Origin of the sequence: Mycobacterium colombiense, assembly GCF_001953985.1 — a bacterium.
In the GTDB taxonomy this organism is placed as follows: domain Bacteria; phylum Actinomycetota; class Actinomycetes; order Mycobacteriales; family Mycobacteriaceae; genus Mycobacterium; species Mycobacterium colombiense_B.
This window is the reverse complement of sequence record NZ_MBEI01000008.1, coordinates 1-16401: the sequence shown is the minus strand read 5'-3', so window position 1 is coordinate 16401 and position 16401 is coordinate 1. Positions and strand designations below refer to the sequence as shown.

Sequence of the window (16401 nt, the reverse complement as noted above, 5' to 3'; positions counted from 1 at the left end):
TCAAGACGTTTTGGCATAGGGAGGCGTGATGGCGCCGAGCGGCGGTCGCCAGAAGCGAAAGTTTGTCGGGGGCCGCACCATTTGACGATGAAGTGGTTTGCAAACCCTTTGTCGAAGTCGTCGCGCAGGTGGCGAGTCAGTTATCGGCGGCGCGTGACGCGCAACCGGCCAGAACACACGATCCCCGCGCTCCTCGCGGCTATCTTTTCCCGTTAAGTTGTTGCGGGCAATAGTATTTCGCCGCGATCGCCAAGAACGACGTCGCGTGATCGTTGGTGAGGCCGGGATTTTCGCTCTTCAGCTCGTCGACCATTTGGGGACCGACCTCGCCGTTTGCCATTGACACGCAGACCGCCTTGGCGAACTTGATCGCGCCCTCTGGAGTCGAGTAGTTGACTCCAGCGCTCCGCAGCGAGGCAAGGAAACCGGCCTCGTCGACGCCGGGTGTCCCGGGGTCGCCGTGCGCGAGCGGGGCCATTCCGATCGCGGCCGCAACGCCGACGCTCAGCGCCGGCAGCAGTCTCATGACCCGTGATTGTCCCATGTCGCGGCGATGTCCGCAGCGGCGGGCGGTGTTCCGCAGATCCATTGAGCGGCAGAGCATTCGAGATCGGCGGCCCGAGCGATCACCACCCGCCCGCCGCGGCTCACGCCTTGGAGAGCTGCTGGGGGCAGTAGTACTTCGCGGAAAGCATGGCGAAGTTCGAGGCCATCTCCATGTCCATCCCTGGGTTGCGGATTTTCACGTCGTGCAGCACCTCCAGGCCCGACTCGCCGTTGTTCAGGCAGGAACACACCGCCCTGCCGGCGGCGACGGCCGAGCCCGGGCTGTTGAAGCTGAACCCGGCTTGCTGCAGGGCGGCGACGAAGCCGCCGTCGTCACCGTCCGGCACAGGCGGAGGATCGGCGTACGCCGGTGCGGCAAGGCCGATCATCGCCGACGCGCCAAGCAGTGCCAGTAGTGTCTTCATCTCTGCCTCCCTGTCGGTGGTTCCGATTGATGTCGCGCCAGTTACCTTGGCCGTCAGCCCAACTGGGCATCGGCGGGTATGACTTTCGACTTGTCGCCCTTCTTCAAGTGCACCGCGTGGATGCCCGGCTTCTTGGCCAGCTGTTCGAGGAGCGCGTCGAGGTTCTCCTGATCGACGTTGTGGTGCTGCACGGTTTCGGGCTTCTCCGAGATCTGTGCGACAAGGCGTTTCAGCTGTTCCGGCGATTGCTTGTCTTTGAGGTCCTTGATCGGGGTCATCCGGTTGCGTACGCCCGCCCGCACCACGGTGGGCCCGCCGGCGCCCGCAGCGCTACCCAGCATCCCGGCCAGCCCCATCGAATTGAACAGACTCCCCTGGCCCAGCGCGGCCGCGGGCACGGCCTCGGTTCCGGCGCCCGACAGCGCGGCGGCGACGGTCCTGATGGCCGGGGTGGACGTCGCCCAGCTCGGCGGGATCGACAGCTTTCCGACCAGGGTGCCCGCATTGCCCATGCCGGCGATCGGGCTGATCGAGCTGTACAAGGTGCCGCGACCGAAACCCAGCGCCCCCAGGCCGGCGCCCAGCGCGTCTTTCGGCAGCGCCCCATAACCGACGGGTGGGGCGAACTTGAGCCACTGCGACAACGGGAAGTTGATCAGCAATCCGATGTCGTTGAACTGCGTGGTCAGCCCCAGCGGCACCTTCACCGCGTTGTATAAGCCGGTGTAAAAGCTCGACCCACCCGGCAGTCCGTTCAATAGATTGGTGACGAACTGGTTGTACAGATAGGCGAGGTTCGCCGGGCCCGAGAACAATCCGCTGTAGGGCAGGGTGGTCGTGGCCGCGCTCGCCGCGGTGTTCGCCACATTGGCGGCCGGCGTGCTGGCTGCCGAACTCACCGCGGCGGCTTGCATCGGCGCCGCAGCCTCATTGGTGGTCTTGGGCGCCGGGCTGAACTGAGTCAGCTTGTTGGACGCGGTGGCCGACGAGGCGAAGTAGGTGTCCATCGCGCTGGCGTCCTGAGCCCAAAACTCGCTGTACTGTGCCTCATTCGCGGCGATCGCCGCGGTGTTCTGCCCGACGATGTTCGTCGCCACCAGTTGGGCTAGCAGGGTGCGGTTTTCCGCGATTACCGCCGGTGGCACGTGGGCGGCGAACGCCGTCTCGTAAGCGGCGGCCGCTTCGGTGGCCTGGGTAGCGGTTTGGGCGGCCTGGGCGGCGGTTTGCTGCATCCAGGCCACGTACGGGGCGGCTGCGGACGCCATGGCGACCGACGACGGTCCCACCCAGGGCCCGGCGGTCAGGCTAGCGAGCACCGACGAATACGACGATGCCGTGGACTGCAGCTCGGTGGCCAAGCTCTGCCAGGCCGTCGCCGCGGCCACGAATGATTCCGAACCCGGGCCGCTGTACATCCGCCCCGAGTTGAACTCCGGCGGAAAGGCTCCGTAAAACATCTCTGGTACCCCTTACCTGGGTGTTCTAGCGGAAAGTGCTTGGCTGCCAAACGGTTTGGTCATCGCTGTCATTCCTCAATGCACGGGATCACGATGATGGTGGCCGCGGCCGGGTCCGCCTCGGCGGCGACACCGCCCAGTGAGGACGCCGCCGAGGCCGCGCCGCCTACGGGCCGGGTCGCGGCGGCGGCGACGGCGCGACCGGCCAGGCTGGACAAGGCCATCTGGTTGAACACGCCTTCCTCGCCGGCCATCGCGGCCGGCGCCGCCGCCAAGTTGGCCGGCAGCCCCTGGGCGAGCGTTCGGATCGCCGGTGCGGCTTCCGTCCAGCCCTGCGGCACCGACATGCCGCCCACCAGAGCGGCTTTGCCCATGGACCCCGACGCCTGCCCCGCCCCGACCGCGGAGCTGAGCATCGGCTGGACGGCGTTGGCGCCACTGGTCAGCGGCGCCAGCGCCCCCGAGATGGCTTTGGGTCCCGCCAGATACGCGGCCGCGCCCTGACCGTTCTGCCCCCAGGCGTAGGCCTGGCCGAATGACAGGAACGGACCACCGGGGATGGAGCTCCAGGATTGCGGGGAGAACGGCCCGGTCGCGACCGACCAGAACTCGTTCCAGTTGGTTATCGCGCTCGGCAGGGTGAGCGACGAACCGGACGCCGCCGTCGTCGTGGTGCTGGCATTGCTCGCGGCCTGTGCCGCCGGCTGCATCGTGGTGCTCAGTTGGGACAGGTGGCTCACGGTGTTCGCGCTGGACTGCCCGGCGCTCTGGGCAACCGCGGCGGCCTGCGTCGGACCGGCTGAGTCGTTGGTGGTCTGGGGTGGCTCGGCGAACGGGGGCAGCTGAGAGGCGCTGGCCGACGCCGCCGTGTATGCGTACATGGCGGCGGCATCCTGCGCCCACATCTCCATGTAGTGGGCCTCGGTGGCGGCGATCGCCGGGGTGTTCTGGCCGAGGATGTTGGTGGCGACCAGGGTGGCGAGCAACGAGCGGTTGGCGGCGATCACCGGCGGCGGAACCGTCGCCGCGAACGCGGCCTCGTAGGCGCCGGCGGCGAGTTTGGCCTGGGCGCCAGCCTGCTCGGCTTGCGCGCCGGTGGCGTGGATCCACGCCACGTACGGTGCTGCCGCGGCCGCCATCGCGATGGACGAGGGACCCGTCCACGGACCCGTGGCAAGAGTTTCGATCGTCGAGCTGTACGACGTCCCTGTGCTTTGCAGCTCCGCGGCCAATTCGTCCCACGCCGCCGCCGCGGCCAGCAGCGGCCCCGACCCCGCTCCGACATACATCCGCCCCGAGTTGTATTCCGGCGGATAAGCTCCGAAATCCAACATCTAAAACCTCCGGTCCCTCACCTGGCGGCTATCGCACGCACCGCCCCGCGACCCGGGTATCGACAATGTGGTCGAAACTCGCAGGGAATTCACCGAGACTGTTATAGAACACATGTACAGATTCCATGTGATGCAGACAACAAAACCATCCTGCTCCTAGCTCTGAATCGGCGCCGAAATGGCGTGCGAACCACTAGTCAAGCCACGCTGCCTTTGCACTGACGATGCTGCCGATCACTTATTTCGTCGGACGTTCCCGTCAGGTAAACGTTTGTTAAACAAACATCTTCGTAACGTCTTGAGCTGTGTGAGAACAATACATAGCAACCGCTGAATTAGTGGTGCAAATCACGTCACAAGCGGCATGTGAGCAGCATTGACCAACGGATCAACACAATTAATCCGTGGATTGGTTAATTCGTTGGATGCTAATACTAAAATCGGCACCGTTGCCGACTTTATAAACTAGCTCAGCAGCTACCGCCGTTGGGTTCGGTTACGAATTTTGGCAACCCCCTATATCGGATTGAGTTAATTACTAAGTCGTATATTTTGCGGTTCGTCGGAATTACATCCAGGTCTTGGTAACGCCGTCGCCTGCGAGTTCACTAGATGCATTTCGGCACAGCTGCGGAATGTAACTGAACGTCGTGTCCGCAGGAGTGGGCCCGCTCGTAGAGCAGCAGCCGGCACATCACGAACGACGGCCTCAAGTGCAGCCTCCGAGGGCGCGGCCCGAGCGCGGATCAGCGCACCGCGGGCGTCTACATCACCAAACTGGTAATTGATCGTCACACCGTTCTCCTCAGGTTCCCTCATACGAGTAGACGCGCACACTCTGCTCTGGCACTGATTAGCTACTGGCAGTTTCCTGGAAGGCCATTTCTGCTGATCAACGCCGCTTTCCGGGTCCGCTCTCCACGCCGATAACGGGGTCTGAGACGTTGCCGAATTGCCCGAATTCGTGGATGCGTGTGGATAGGAAGGGGTCGACCAACCACGCCGCCGGCTTCTCACAAGAGCCGAGCGCGTCCTGTGAAGAGGTTGGGGCGCATGTCGGGGGCTAGGCCACGGGTGGACACGCCGTACGGACTCGGTTGTCTCGCCGCCGATATGGCCGTTAGCTACTGCTCTGCGGGCTTGTTCCGCCATCGCCGGTGGATAGACGGTCGGGGCAATAAACGCTGGCGGCGGCCTGGACGAACAGGGCGGCTTTTGCGGTGGTGAATGCCGGGTTGAGCTCGTGGACATCCCTGATGATGTCGAGCTCATGGGTGCCCGCCTTGGCCAAGTCGCACACCTTTTGGCCCGCTTTTATGGCGCGGTCGGGATTCTGATAGGTGATACCAGCCTTGTTGAGGGCGGCGAGGAACGCGTCGTCATCGGAGTCGGCGTGCGCCGGTACTGCCATGCCGGCTAAGGCAACGGCGGAAGCCAGAAACGGTAGGAACCTCATGTCGCGACCTCACTGTCCCTAGCCGGCGGCCGGCGGGCGACCCATGATGCGGGGGCGGAACCCGTACATCGGCTCGGAGAACTCGTCCTCGTGCCCACCGGGGATGCCCGCCAGGGGCACACCCGGCATGCCCACTGCCCCAGCCTCTTCCATCACCATCGGGGTGGCGGCGCCGAAGCCGTGGTACGCCCCCAGGCCGACCTGAGTCGTCGCCGCGAGTGGCGTGATCGCCGCTCCGGTTGCACCCCAGGCCGGCGGAACCGACAGGGCCCCAACCAGGCTCGCCTGCCCTACACCGGCCACCGCTGCCGCGCCGGGCGCGGTCACCGACGACAGGTTCGCGGTACCCCCAAGTCCGGCGGCCAGAACTCCCAGTCCCGACGTGCTTGAGTCGACGGCGTTCAAGGAGGCGATGGAGTTCATGTTGACCGCCGCATCGATGAACGACGTCGGGTTCAGCAGCCCGCTGGTGGTAAAGGCGTTGGAGAAGTTGGCGACCGAGGCGTTGTTGAGGAAGCTCCCCAGCAATGACCCGTTGCTCCCATCCAGGAAGTTCATCAACCCGGCAAGCCCGGTGGTGGAGGTATTCGTATTGGGCGCGAGGCCAAGCCACTCCAGCAGACTCTGTCCCGAGGAGGTGCTCGAGCTGCTCGAGGCGGCGTTGACGACTGCGGCTTGTTGGACCGTCCCGCCGCTGGTGGTGTCGGATTGCGGTTGTTGGAACGGCGTCATTGCGGTTGCCGCGCGCGAGGCGGTGCTGTAGCTGGTCATCGCGGCGGCGTCTTGCGCCCACATCTCGCCGTATTGGACCTCGTTGGCCGCAATCAATCCGGTGTTCTGGCCGAAAAGGTTGCTCGCCACCAGGTTCGTCAGCTGGGTGCGATTGGCCGCGACCACGGCCGGGGGCACGGTTGCGGCAAACGCGGCCTCGTAGGCGGCGGCGGCCGCGTTGGCTTGTGCGCCGGCCTGCTCGGCCTGCGCAGCGGTGGCGCTGAGCCACTCGACGAAAGGTGCGACCGCGGCCGACATTTTCGTCGAGGACGGTCCGAACCAGCCTTCGCTGGTAAGCGCTGCGATCACCGATTCGTAACTGGTTGCGGCGGACCGCATTTCAGTAGAAATGGCGTTCCACGCGGCCGCGGCGGCCAGCATAGATTCCGAGCCTGGGCCGGAATACATTCTGGCCGAGTTGATTTCCGGCGGCAATCCCGCATAAAGGGTCATGACATCTTCTCCAGAGTTCTTAGCCGGCAGCCGGCGGATGTGGCATGACGACGGGTCGGAAGCCGTATTTGGGGATGGCGCGGCGTAGTCGCCTGCCGGTGCCGCCCATCGGCCCCGCAACGCCTCCTGGTCCGCCTGCCGCTGGGGCTGCCGCCGTGTCGGTGAGACCGGTGACGCCGGTGGCCTGCACGGCCGTTTGACCGGGGGTGATGTTGGCCGCGGACGCCCAGCTTTGCGGCACCGACATCGACCCCACCAGATGCGCGTTGCCTACCCCCGCAGAGGCGCCGCCGAGGCCGGCTGACCCTACCGTGTTCGATGCCAGGTCGGCAGTGGCGGCGCCTTCGGCGTCGGCGGCGAAGTCTCCTAGACCCGCCAGCGTCGTGGCGTGCTGCGCTGCCAGGACGTTCTGGAGCGATGCGATGATGAATTGCGGGTTGAAGGGGCCACCGGCAAGAGCACCGTTCACCACCGCAGTACTGAAGAAGTTGCCATTCGTGAAGGTTCCGAAGGCCGAATTGTCCGAGCCGCTCAGCAGGCCCGCCAGATACGACGACACCGACCCTGGGGACGAGGAGGTGGAAACGCTTGCTGCCGACGACAGGTTCGACTGCACGGCACCGGCCGGCGTTTGAGCCACCTGAGCCACCACGTTGGTTTGGCCGGCCACACCGTCGGGGTTGGTGTTCGACTGCGGCGTGGCCAACGGCGTAAATTGTGCCGCCGCACTCGATGCAGTGGCATACCCGTTCATCGCGCCCGCGTCCTGAGCCCACATTTCGGCATACTGCGCCTCGGTGGCCGCGATCGCGGGCGTGTTCTGGCCAAACACGTTGGTCGCCACCAGCATCGCCAGCTGAGCGCGATTGGCCGCGACGACCGCCGGGGGCACCGTCATCGCAAACGCCGACTCGTAAGCGGTCGCGGCGGCGAAGGCCTGACCGCCGACCTCCTCGGCCTGGGTGGCGGTGCCGTCCAGCCAGGCCAGATAGGGTGCGGCCGCGGCCAACATCGACATCGACGACGGACCCAGCCAGCCTTCACTGCTGAGCTCAGTGACAACTGAGCCGTAAGAGGCTGCCGCGGAACGCAATTCAGCGGCCATCGTGTTCCAGGCGGCAGCAGCGGCCAACATCGGCCCCGATCCCGGTCCGGAATACATTCTGGTCGAGTTGATTTCCGGCGGCAGCGCCGCAAAGTCCAACACGGTCCCCCCTTTGGGGCTCAGCGGGCCGCAACGGCGTTGGCCGCCTCGGTCGCCGCATACGATCCGGCGCTGGTCTGCAAGGTGGTCACGAACTTTTCGTGTATCGCCGCGGCTTGGGCGCTGAGCGCCTGAAATGTCTGAGCGTGCCGCGCGAACTGCGCAGCGGTCAGCAGCGACACCTCGTCGGCGGCGGCGGGCACCACTCCCGTCATCGGGGCGGCGGTGGCCGAGTTTTGGCCGGTCAGGGCCGAACCGATCAATTGCAGCTGGCCGGCGGCAAGGGCCAGCGATTCCGGCTGTGCGGTAACAAAGTTCATCACAAATCTCCCCACGAAGAAGTCGGCATGCCAGGGGTTCTGGCCGGCCGCGGGCGCGCGCCTACGCCACACGTCAGCGAGCGCGCGTGCTACGAAAATTGACTAAATACAAGCCAATTCAGGAAAATACGATGCCGAGGTCGGATCGACGCGAAATGGTCAACGATCTGGCATACGGACTGTCATCGGGACTAATTCGCTCTCACCTCCTCAAAGCCGGGGCACGCGGGGGTGCCACACAATGCACATGGGGAGGAACAACCAGCGAAAAGGCCGGTTGCGGCACCCCTCTCGTCAGAGCTTCGGCACCACACGGCGTATCCGGCCAACCAAAGCCGGAAGCCACTTGGGCTCAACCCTTAATCCGGGAGGAGCTGTCCTGACCCTGGGCGTCTTTCGACGTTCGAGGTCAGTGGCCTGTGTCCGTGCAGACGCCTCACCTAGCGAGGTGCTTGCATTGGCAATGGTGGCACTCGACCTGCATTGAGTCAAGCTGACGTACAACGCATTCCCAGCGGTTCACCCCGCCGTCACCGTCAGTGCACCCGCGCGGGCCTCGGTGCCGGGTGCACGCGGCGGGTCAGTCCGACTTTTTCTCGGCGACCGCCGCGCTGAGGCCCTCGGCGAGATCCTCCTGGGTCAGTTCCCTGAAACGCAGCAGTTGCCGCTCGCTGAACTCGGTCACGTCGCTGGACAGCACCGCATCCAGGTCCTCGTCGTCCAGACGGAAACTGCGGTGATCGCGGGCCTTCTCCACCACGTTGCGCACGAAACCGGCGTTGCCGAGCGTATCGATGCCGCGGATGAGATCGCCGTCCTCCGAATAACTTTCGTCGAGATAGAACTTCGTGTACGACGGCAACAGCGCCTGCGCCGATTCGTCGGTGATCACGTCTTCGTTCTCCTGGCCCATCAACCGGGTCAGCGCCACCAGCTCGTCGGGGGTGTAGCTGAAGAACTCGATGACGGTCGAAAAACGCCGCCGCAGACCCTGGTTCACCTCGAGCATCTTGTCCATGGCCTTGGCGTAGCCGGCGCCGAAGACCACCAGCTCGTCGCGATGATTCTCCATGTACAGCAGCAACGTGTTGATGATCGCGTTGCCGTAGGGGTCGCCCTGCTGGTAGCCCTTCTCGTGCAGCGTGTGCATCTCATCGAAGAAGACCGCGCCGCCCAGGGCGCCCTCCAGCAGCTCCTCGGTGTTCTTCTCCGCGTCGGCCATGTAGCGGCCCAGCAGTTTGGTGCGGCTGGTTTCCACCACCACGGGCTTGCGCAGCACGGTCAGTCCGCACAGTTGCTTGCTGAAAGCTCTTGCCACCGAGGTCTTTCCGGTCCCGGGCGGGCCGAGCAACAACGTGTGGCGCGAGGTGACCGGCACGGGTAGGCCCATCTTGGCGCGCGCCAGGTTCACCTTGGTGGTCGACTTGATGAGCTTGATCTCGCGCTTGGCGCGTTCCATGCCGAGCATGGCGTTGAGTTCGGCGTCGCCTTCTTGCAGGTACTTCGCCGCCTCCTCGGCGTGGCGGGCGGCCTCCGTTTCGGCCCGGGTCGGCGCGCTGTCCGGATCCCACGGGTCGGTCCGGGCCTCGATCGTCTCCGGGTCGGTCAGGACCAGGCGGAAGTTCGGGTTGTCCAGCGCTTCGCGGGCCGGCGTGAACTTCGGGTCCCGCGAGTACACCCGGCGCAGCAGCTCGACGGCCTCGTCCTCGCGGCCCAGGTGCCGCAAGCACATGCCCTGGGTGTACAGGGCGATGTTGGCCGCGCCGGGCACCCGGTCGCCCTCGATGGCCTCCTGGCCCCGGCGCAACGCCTCCTCGAACACACCCAGCGACGCCAGCGCCGTGGTGGCCATCGCCGCGCCGGCGGCCTTCAGTTCGGGCTGCCGCCAGGTCTTCCCCTCGGCGAACTGATTCAGCACATCCGGCCACCGAGCCGTGCGGAAGTACAGCACGCCGCGCACGTAGCTGACCAGTTCCTCATCGACCGGCTGACGGGGTTCGACGCCGTCGATCAGTTTTGCGGCTTCCTCGTAGCGTTTCGCTTCGGCGAGGACCGCGGCGTACGCACACGCCAACGTCTCCACGCTGGTGACGGCCAGCCGCAGGAACAACCCGTCGGAAACCTCGGGCCGGAACTGCAACTCGGTCACCCCGAGGCGGCGGGTCTCCCAACCGAAGGTCCGGATCGACGACCATGCACCGGCCAGCACATCGATGCTCTGTTCCCCCGCCAGGATCCGCGCCAGCCAGGCGTCGCACATCCCCGGATCCAGGTTGGTGGCGGTGCCGAACATCTGCGACGCAACCTGGGGATTGTGGCTGGGCTGCAGCCCATTGACGGAGACGCCCGAGGCCAGCAGGCCGGCAACCATCGCGTTACGGGCACCTTCAGCGGTTGATTGCGGCCTCGTCATTGCGCTACAGGTACGCCCGCCGAGCTCCCTCGCCGCTGATCGACGGATAGCGCGAGGTCGTCATCGTCGGCGCGCAATGGACGGCTCGGCACGACCAGCAGGGGGCGCGCCGTCGGGGCGGGCAGGCTGGCTCGCACCGCGGCCAGCTGGCGTCCGGTGAGACGGTTGAGACCCGACGAGACGTTTCTGCGCAACCGCTTTTCGGTGTGGTATCGCACCCAGGCCGATACCTGCGGGCGGCCGCCGCGCGAGGTGAGCCGGATGGTCAGCACGGTGGCGACGGTCTCGTCGTCCCACAGCTCATCGAGCTTGTCGGTGGTGATGTCGGACGGCGACAACCACAGGCTGGTGACGAACCCGTTGAAGTGCTTGAGGCGGCGCCAGCCGGGACGGCTCCAGGTCGGTTCCAGATCGGCCAGTACCGCACGGTCGACTTCGGCCAGCTCCTCCGCGGTGAGCGGCCGGGCCGCACAGGTCAGCCCGTCGAGATCCTGGGCGAGCCGTTCGGTGGCGGCCACCAGGGTCGACGCCAGCGAATCGCGGGCCGCGACGGCGGCGACATTGCGCTGCGGGTTCATCCGCAACACCAGCCAGGTGCGGCGAATGTACGAGGTGGGCTCGTCGTTGGCCACCTCCCACTCTTCGGGGCCCCACTTGTCCAGCTTGGACAACTCGGCGGCGTTACCGCCGCGGCGGACCTTCACCGACACGATGTCGACGTGATCGAGGTGGACGTCGAACTGGCGCAGACCCGACGCGACCGCCGATACCAGCAGGGTGGGCGCCGAGTGCCGGTGACGAAGGCGCGAGGCCGAGTCGTCGTCACCCCCGTTGATGGCGATCACCGTGACCAGTTGGCCGTCGTGCTGCCGCACGCCGACCTTGTCGCGGCCGTACTTGCGCTGGTAGTCGAGGGCCGGTGTGCAGCCCGCGGCGAGCGCGGAGCCCGGGTCGGCGGACCAATCCCACAGCCACGTGGCCAGCCCCGACGTGACGGTGAGGCCGTGGTAGGTGACCAGCGACAGCAACGTCACCAGCAAGGCCAGGGCGACACCCACCCAGAACGCGATGCGATACGTGCCCTGCCAGGACTCGGGGCAGTGGCTGGCCACCACCATGATCACGACGTCGACCAAGAACACGGTGGTCAGCCGCGGCCACGACAAGGACAACCCAAACCTGCGCTGACGCTTCATGAAAGCTGCTCCGCCCCTATTGCTCTTTCCGCGATCGCTTCATCAGCATCGCCGTACCGAAGACTCCGCCGCCGATGAGCAGCGCCCCGAGCAAGCCGCCTGCGGCCACCCACACTGGCACCATATCGCGCGGCGGGGCGGGTTTCGGAATGTTCAGCGGTGCCGACAGTTGCTGCGGCGGTTTCACCGGACCGTCGGGTACATCCCAGGTCAGTGCGGCCACCGGGTCGACGACGCCGTGGCCGACCTGGTTGTCCACGCCGCGCGCCGGCGCGCGGGCGGTCCGGGTCAACCGGTTGATGACCTGATACGCCGATAGCTGCGGGAACTTGGCCCGCACGAGTGCCGCAACGCCGGACACGATCGCCGCCGAGAAGCTGGTGCCGGACGGAACCAGCAGCGTGTTGTCGGGTCCGTCGATCGCGTTGATCAGGCCGTCGTCCCGCGGCGACAGTCCGATGACGTCGGTTCCGGGTGCGGCGATCCCGACCCACGGCCCGGCCACGCTCGTCGACGCCTGGCCCTGGTTGCCCTGGCTCAGCGGGCGGCCTTCGGTGTCGACCGCGCCGACCGTCAGGACGTAGTCGCTGAACCAGGACGGCGTCACGACCGTGGTGACCGCGTTCCAGTTGCGAGGATCGTTGGGCTGCAACGGATCATGGGGCGGGTTCTGCTTGCAGTCCTTCTTGCTGGTGTCGCCGGCGGCGGCCACGATGACGGCGTTCTTGTCGACCGCCGCGTAGCGCACCGCCGCGCCGAGCGAACGCTGGTCGATGATGTTGCGCGCGCTCATGCACGTCACATCGGAGATGTTGATGACCTGAGCGCCCATGTTGGCGGCGTGCACGATCGCCCGCGCCATCGTCTGCACGTTGTCGATCTTCGCCGACGTCTGCGGATCCTCGTCACCGGTGTAGGCGTCCTTGAGGCCGAAGGCCTGGCTGGACTGCCGGATCGCGATGATGTCGACATCCGGGGCCACCCCGCTGAACGCGTCCGGGCCCGCCTTCGGCGGCGGGGGCGGCGGTGGTGGTGGCGGTGGCGGGTCAAGCGGGCGCGGGCCGCGCAGGTTGTCGACGTTGGCCACGTGACCGCCACCGGCGTAGCCGGGGATGGTCACGGTGCCGCCGCCGTGGCTGGACGCCGGCGCTTGCCCATTGGGACCTTGGCCACCCTGCGACGGTCCCGGCGGCGGGCCCGCGGGCTGCGGAGCCGCCGGTTGCGGCGGTGGCGCGCCGAAGGGACCCGGGGGCGGCGCCTGTTCCTGAGACTGCGGCGGTGGTGGAACCATCGTCACGGTCTGCGGCAGCGGTGACAGCGTCACCGTCTGCGGCGGTGGCGCTTTCGGCGGTGGCTCGGTGGTGGGGATGGTGACCGGCTTGCGCGGTGCCGCCGGCGGCACGCCCGCGCCGTTGGCCGACGCCGCGCCGATCATCGACGCCACGATGGTGCCGTGCGCGTCGCAGTCGGACAGGCCGTCCCCGGACATGATGTAGTCGCCGCCGGGAATCAGGTGCGGAAACCTGGGGTGCGGCGTCACGCCGGTGTCGATGACGGCCACCTTCACGCCGGCACCCCGACCGAACTGCCACGCCTCCTGCAGATTCAGCATGTCCATGTACTTGGGCTGCAGCCGGAAATCCGTCCCGGGCAGCACACCGACCTCGGTGCAGTACGAGTTCTGCTTCATCGGGGCCCCCGGTCCCGGCGTACCGTCCGGCGGGACCGCGCCGGCGTCGACCGTCGGGGGCGAGATCGCGTACGCGGGCGGCAAGCCGGCTAAGGCGCCCGACGCGAGGAGCGTGGCGGCGATGGTCGCGGCGGACGCGCGACCACGCCACACCTTGCCGTTAGCGATAGCGGATTGCTGCATAGACATTCATCAACCACAATGCCAGCGGGAAAATTGGCATCAGGCAGAGGTATTCAATCCATTCCACGAATTTGCGGAATAGCGGGCTGTAGACGGTGTTCGGCACGACGGCTGCCGATGTCAGCCCGGCCGCGGGCAGCAGAACCAGGATCGCCGCGCTGATCGAGACCGCGAGGGGCGACTGCAGCACCAGCGCGTAGCGCAGCACCACCGCACCGACGATCAGCACTGCCGTCCCGGCCAGGGTGATCGCCTGCCAGCGGTCGACGTAGGAGCGGCCGCGCAGCATCAGGAATCCCGCGCTGAAGCCGGCCAGCAGGAGCGGCAGCCAGCGCTGTCCGGTGTGCGGATCCGACAGCGCGGTGAGGGAGGCGATCATCAGCACGCCGAGCCCGATCAGCAAACCCGACAGGAAGGAGCGGGCGCGCTCGGCCTGGGTCAACACGTCGCGGACGGAGGCGGGCCCTTCCAGGACCGGCGGGCCACCGTCGGAGCGCACCACCGTGGTGGGCAGGTCGGGCCGGGCCTCGAACACCCACCGGCTGGTCGCCGACGGGAAGACGGGCAGACGGATGCCGGCCAGTCGCCGCGAGATCGCCGGCGCGCTCTGGTAGATCATCACGGACACCAGCACGACACAGGTGAACAGCGTGACGGCGCTCGTCATGGCGACCATGCGCGCGAGTGCGGCCACCGACGCGATCAGGCTGACGGTGACGATCGCGGTGTAGATCGCCAGTCGGCGTCCGGTGAACCGGAGGGCGAGGATCGCCGCGATGGTGAGGACCCCGAATCCCAGCACCGCGTGCGGAGATCCGACGCCGCCGGGCGGCGCCGACGCCGCCGAGATCGCCAACGGCGCGAGGCTGCTCAACAGCATGGTGTCGGCGACGCGCCGTTCCTGCTCTGTGTGGGCCCGCATCAACAACAGAAGCGAAACGCCCAGCGCCACGGCGCCGATCACGCCTGCGTACACGGTCGGAAGCCACGAGTTGTGGTGCCACCGCCACCAGCCGAGCAGGCCGGCCGCGGTCGTCACGCCGATGGCCACCATCGACGCACCGACCTGCACCGCGATGACGGGGTCGATGGCGGCGAAGCGCTTGCTGAGGTCCGCCGCGACAGCGGTGGAGATGTGCTCGATGACCTGTGAGCGATGCTCGGTGTCCGGGATGAACCGGATCCACAACCGGTCGCCGTCGTAGACGTCCTGCTCGCTCAACGATTGGGTGGCCCGCAGCGGCGAGCCGTCCACCAGGCACAGCGCCCAGCGGCCCCGGCCCGAGGCCTCCAGCGGAGTCTCACCGAGCTCGCGCAGCCTGCTGTTGACCACCTTCAGCAACGGGTCGGTCATCACCGAGACGGGGGCGTTGGCGTCCAGCAGGACGCCGATCTGGACACCCGCGCCGGCCATCACGCCGACGACGACTGCCTGAGGCTGTGAGATTCCCTCTACGTCAGGCTGTGGTACTTCAACTACCGCAGTCATCGCCCTGTACTCCCTATCGTGATGAAGGTGTTGAAAGCCCGTGCCGCCAGTCGCGCGCGGGCGTGCGCCGGTGTACTCGCCGAGTTGCTGCGGCCCCCCGCGAAGTGCATTCCGACTAATTGGAATTCCATCTGCCTCGCCTTGCGATTAAGAGTTGTCGTTGACACCGGTTTGAGATTTGCTGATGTCTTGAGAGAAGTATGCCGTGTTCGCAGCTCAAGCGCATGTTGAGTGCAAAGACATTGGTGAACTCTGCGTTTCGCGCGAATGTCAGACCCGGCTGTGCGTTTTCCACTCGCCATAGGGAAGCGTGTCCAGCACCGTTTTGACGCCCACCTGTACGAGCTGCGGGGTGGCCGGACAGATAGCCAGCCACGCCTCCCCCGAACCCGCGGTGCGGGCCTGCTGGTAGAGCGCGATGCGGCCGCCGGAGCCGTCTTTGAGTGACAGCACCGACGCACTCGGACCCTTGGCGTCGTCCTGGTACTGGCGGGCGTATACCGCGACCTCGGCGGCCGGGTCGGACAGCGCCTGACCCAGCGCGGCCACCGTCGCGGCGCTGATTCCCATCCGTCGCAGGTCTCCCCCGGAGAACACGTTGAAGCCCGACTCCTGCCAGGACTTCGTCGCTTCCAGCATCTCCTCCAGCGGCACGTTGACGGCGTTGATCGCCGCGGGCTCGGCGTGGTGGATGGACTCCAACGCGTCGATCACCAGGGAAGCGATCGAGGCGCTGTCCGCGACGGCGACGTCGTCGACGGTGATCTCGCCGCCAACCCGGACCGCCGACACCCAGTGCTGGCCGCGCCGCGCCAGGACCACCCGAAACTCGTTGTCGGGGATGTCGCGTGAGCCCGGGGGCTGGTTTTCGTCATCGAGGACGCCGTAGGCCAGCTTGCCTCGGGACAACAGGGCGACAACTTCGAGGTCGGGCGCGGCGAGCACTTTCATCCGCGCGGCCACATGCTCGTTCACCTGGTCGTTCTCGACGATGCCCTGCTCGCGCATCACCGCCATTCCGGGATGCTCGTTGAGCCAGTCGTTCGAGTCGGTAGACACATATGGCCGACAGCGCAGCTCCGGCGCGACGTGCCGGATGTCCAGCAACGCCTGGAGCATCCAGAAGCCGTCGACGTTGACAGTGATGTCGGTGCGGGTGCTCTGTTGGTCCATCAAATCCCCACTTGGTCCCTAGTTACCTCAAGCCAAACTGCACGGTAACCGCAGGACGCGGCAGCACACCGACGGGTGGTGTGCTGCCGCGCCTGAAGTTGCGGGTTAGGCCCAGGAGGACCCAACTGCGCTGTCGGTGCTGGCCATGTTGCTGCCCGCGGACTGGACCTTCTGTCCGTGGGAGTTGGCCTGCTCGTAGATGACCTGGAAGTTGCGACCCAACTGGGTGATGAACTCCTGGCATGCCACCGAACCCGCACCGCCCCAGAAGTCGCCGGCAGCAAGCACATC

14 protein-coding genes, 1 pseudogene and 1 riboswitch are annotated in these 16401 nt (G+C 66.6%); all 15 genes and pseudogenes read right to left on the bottom strand.

Annotated features, from left to right (window positions below):
- Window positions 1-199: 199 nt before the first annotated feature.
- Window positions 200-526: a DUF732 domain-containing protein gene (locus A5732_RS01720; protein WP_076050576.1), complete on the bottom strand. Its 327-nt coding sequence runs from the start codon at window positions 524-526 to the stop codon at window positions 200-202.
- 121 nt (window positions 527-647) lie between these two features.
- The gene (locus tag A5732_RS01715; protein ID WP_064953774.1) at window positions 648-971 is read right to left on the bottom strand and encodes a DUF732 domain-containing protein; all 324 of its coding nucleotides are present in this window, start codon (window positions 969-971) and stop codon (window positions 648-650) included.
- A gap of 53 nt (window positions 972-1024) precedes the next feature.
- Window positions 1025-2428 (bottom strand): PPE family protein, encoded by a 1404-nt coding sequence (locus tag A5732_RS01710; RefSeq protein ID WP_076100262.1) that lies wholly within the window; start codon window positions 2426-2428, stop codon window positions 1025-1027.
- Between the two features lie 68 nt (window positions 2429-2496).
- Window positions 2497-3762: a PPE family protein gene (locus A5732_RS01705; RefSeq protein ID WP_076050574.1), complete on the bottom strand. Its 1266-nt coding sequence runs from the start codon at window positions 3760-3762 to the stop codon at window positions 2497-2499.
- A gap of 681 nt (window positions 3763-4443) precedes the next feature.
- Window positions 4444-4557: pseudogene (locus tag A5732_RS01700) on the bottom strand (type VII secretion protein EsxI); the annotation flags it as partial.
- A gap of 325 nt (window positions 4558-4882) precedes the next feature.
- Entirely contained in the window at window positions 4883-5218 is a 336-nt protein-coding gene (locus A5732_RS01695; protein WP_076050573.1) for a DUF732 domain-containing protein, read from the bottom strand.
- An 18-nt stretch (window positions 5219-5236) separates the two neighbouring features.
- The gene (locus A5732_RS01690; RefSeq protein WP_076100260.1) at window positions 5237-6442 is read right to left on the bottom strand and encodes a PPE family protein; all 1206 of its coding nucleotides are present in this window, start codon (window positions 6440-6442) and stop codon (window positions 5237-5239) included.
- A gap of 19 nt (window positions 6443-6461) precedes the next feature.
- Window positions 6462-7649 carry a PPE family protein gene (locus tag A5732_RS01685; protein WP_076100258.1) on the bottom strand — a complete coding sequence of 396 codons (1188 nt, stop codon included), beginning with the start codon at window positions 7647-7649 and terminating at the stop codon, window positions 6462-6464.
- Between the two features lie 17 nt (window positions 7650-7666).
- Window positions 7667-7966 carry a PE family protein gene (locus A5732_RS01680; protein ID WP_076100256.1) on the bottom strand — a complete coding sequence of 100 codons (300 nt, stop codon included), beginning with the start codon at window positions 7964-7966 and terminating at the stop codon, window positions 7667-7669.
- Between the two features lie 279 nt (window positions 7967-8245).
- Window positions 8246-8421: riboswitch (M-box (ykoK) riboswitch) on the bottom strand.
- 125 nt (window positions 8422-8546) lie between these two features.
- Window positions 8547-10379, bottom strand: coding sequence for a type VII secretion system ESX-5 AAA family ATPase EccA5 (gene eccA5, locus A5732_RS01675; RefSeq protein ID WP_076100254.1), 1833 nt, complete (start codon window positions 10377-10379; stop codon window positions 8547-8549).
- A complete protein-coding gene (gene eccE, locus A5732_RS01670; RefSeq protein WP_076050568.1) occupies window positions 10376-11575 on the bottom strand; it encodes a type VII secretion protein EccE in 1200 nt (399 codons plus the stop codon). The genes eccA5 and eccE overlap by 4 nt, the downstream gene beginning before the upstream one ends.
- Window positions 11576-11591: 16 nt before the next feature.
- Complete coding sequence (locus tag A5732_RS01665) at window positions 11592-13448, bottom strand: S8 family serine peptidase (RefSeq protein WP_076050567.1); 1857 nt, start codon at window positions 13446-13448, stop codon at window positions 11592-11594.
- Window positions 13426-14937 (bottom strand): type VII secretion integral membrane protein EccD, encoded by a 1512-nt coding sequence (gene eccD / locus A5732_RS01660; RefSeq protein WP_076100252.1) that lies wholly within the window; start codon window positions 14935-14937, stop codon window positions 13426-13428. The genes A5732_RS01665 and eccD overlap by 23 nt, the downstream gene beginning before the upstream one ends.
- A gap of 270 nt (window positions 14938-15207) precedes the next feature.
- Window positions 15208-16110: an ESX secretion-associated protein EspG gene (locus tag A5732_RS01655; RefSeq protein WP_076050565.1), complete on the bottom strand. Its 903-nt coding sequence runs from the start codon at window positions 16108-16110 to the stop codon at window positions 15208-15210.
- Between the two features lie 105 nt (window positions 16111-16215).
- The coding region (locus tag A5732_RS01650; protein ID WP_171974940.1) for a WXG100 family type VII secretion target at window positions 16216-16401 on the bottom strand (186 nt) is incomplete at its 5' end.

What these genes read in the sequence shown, in the direction of transcription:
- A5732_RS01720 (WP_076050576.1), bottom strand. Translation starts at nt 526, where the DNA reads ATGAGACTGCTGCCGGCGCTGAGCGTCGGCGTTGCGGCCGCGATCGGA.
- A5732_RS01715 (WP_064953774.1), bottom strand. Translation starts at nt 971, where the DNA reads ATGAAGACACTACTGGCACTGCTTGGCGCGTCGGCGATGATCGGCCTT.
- A5732_RS01710 (WP_076100262.1), bottom strand. Translation starts at nt 2,428, where the DNA reads ATGTTTTACGGAGCCTTTCCGCCGGAGTTCAACTCGGGGCGGATGTAC.
- A5732_RS01705 (WP_076050574.1), bottom strand. Translation starts at nt 3,762, where the DNA reads ATGTTGGATTTCGGAGCTTATCCGCCGGAATACAACTCGGGGCGGATG.
- A5732_RS01695 (WP_076050573.1), bottom strand. Translation starts at nt 5,218, where the DNA reads ATGAGGTTCCTACCGTTTCTGGCTTCCGCCGTTGCCTTAGCCGGCATG.
- A5732_RS01690 (WP_076100260.1), bottom strand. Translation starts at nt 6,442, where the DNA reads ATGACCCTTTATGCGGGATTGCCGCCGGAAATCAACTCGGCCAGAATG.
- A5732_RS01680 (WP_076100256.1), bottom strand. Translation starts at nt 7,966, where the DNA reads ATGAACTTTGTTACCGCACAGCCGGAATCGCTGGCCCTTGCCGCCGGC.
- eccA5 (WP_076100254.1), bottom strand. Translation starts at nt 10,379, where the DNA reads ATGACGAGGCCGCAATCAACCGCTGAAGGTGCCCGTAACGCGATGGTT.
- eccE (WP_076050568.1), bottom strand. Translation starts at nt 11,575, where the DNA reads ATGAAGCGTCAGCGCAGGTTTGGGTTGTCCTTGTCGTGGCCGCGGCTG.
- A5732_RS01665 (WP_076050567.1), bottom strand. Translation starts at nt 13,448, where the DNA reads ATGCAGCAATCCGCTATCGCTAACGGCAAGGTGTGGCGTGGTCGCGCG.
- eccD (WP_076100252.1), bottom strand. Translation starts at nt 14,937, where the DNA reads ATGACTGCGGTAGTTGAAGTACCACAGCCTGACGTAGAGGGAATCTCA.
- A5732_RS01655 (WP_076050565.1), bottom strand. Translation starts at nt 16,110, where the DNA reads ATGGACCAACAGAGCACCCGCACCGACATCACTGTCAACGTCGACGGC.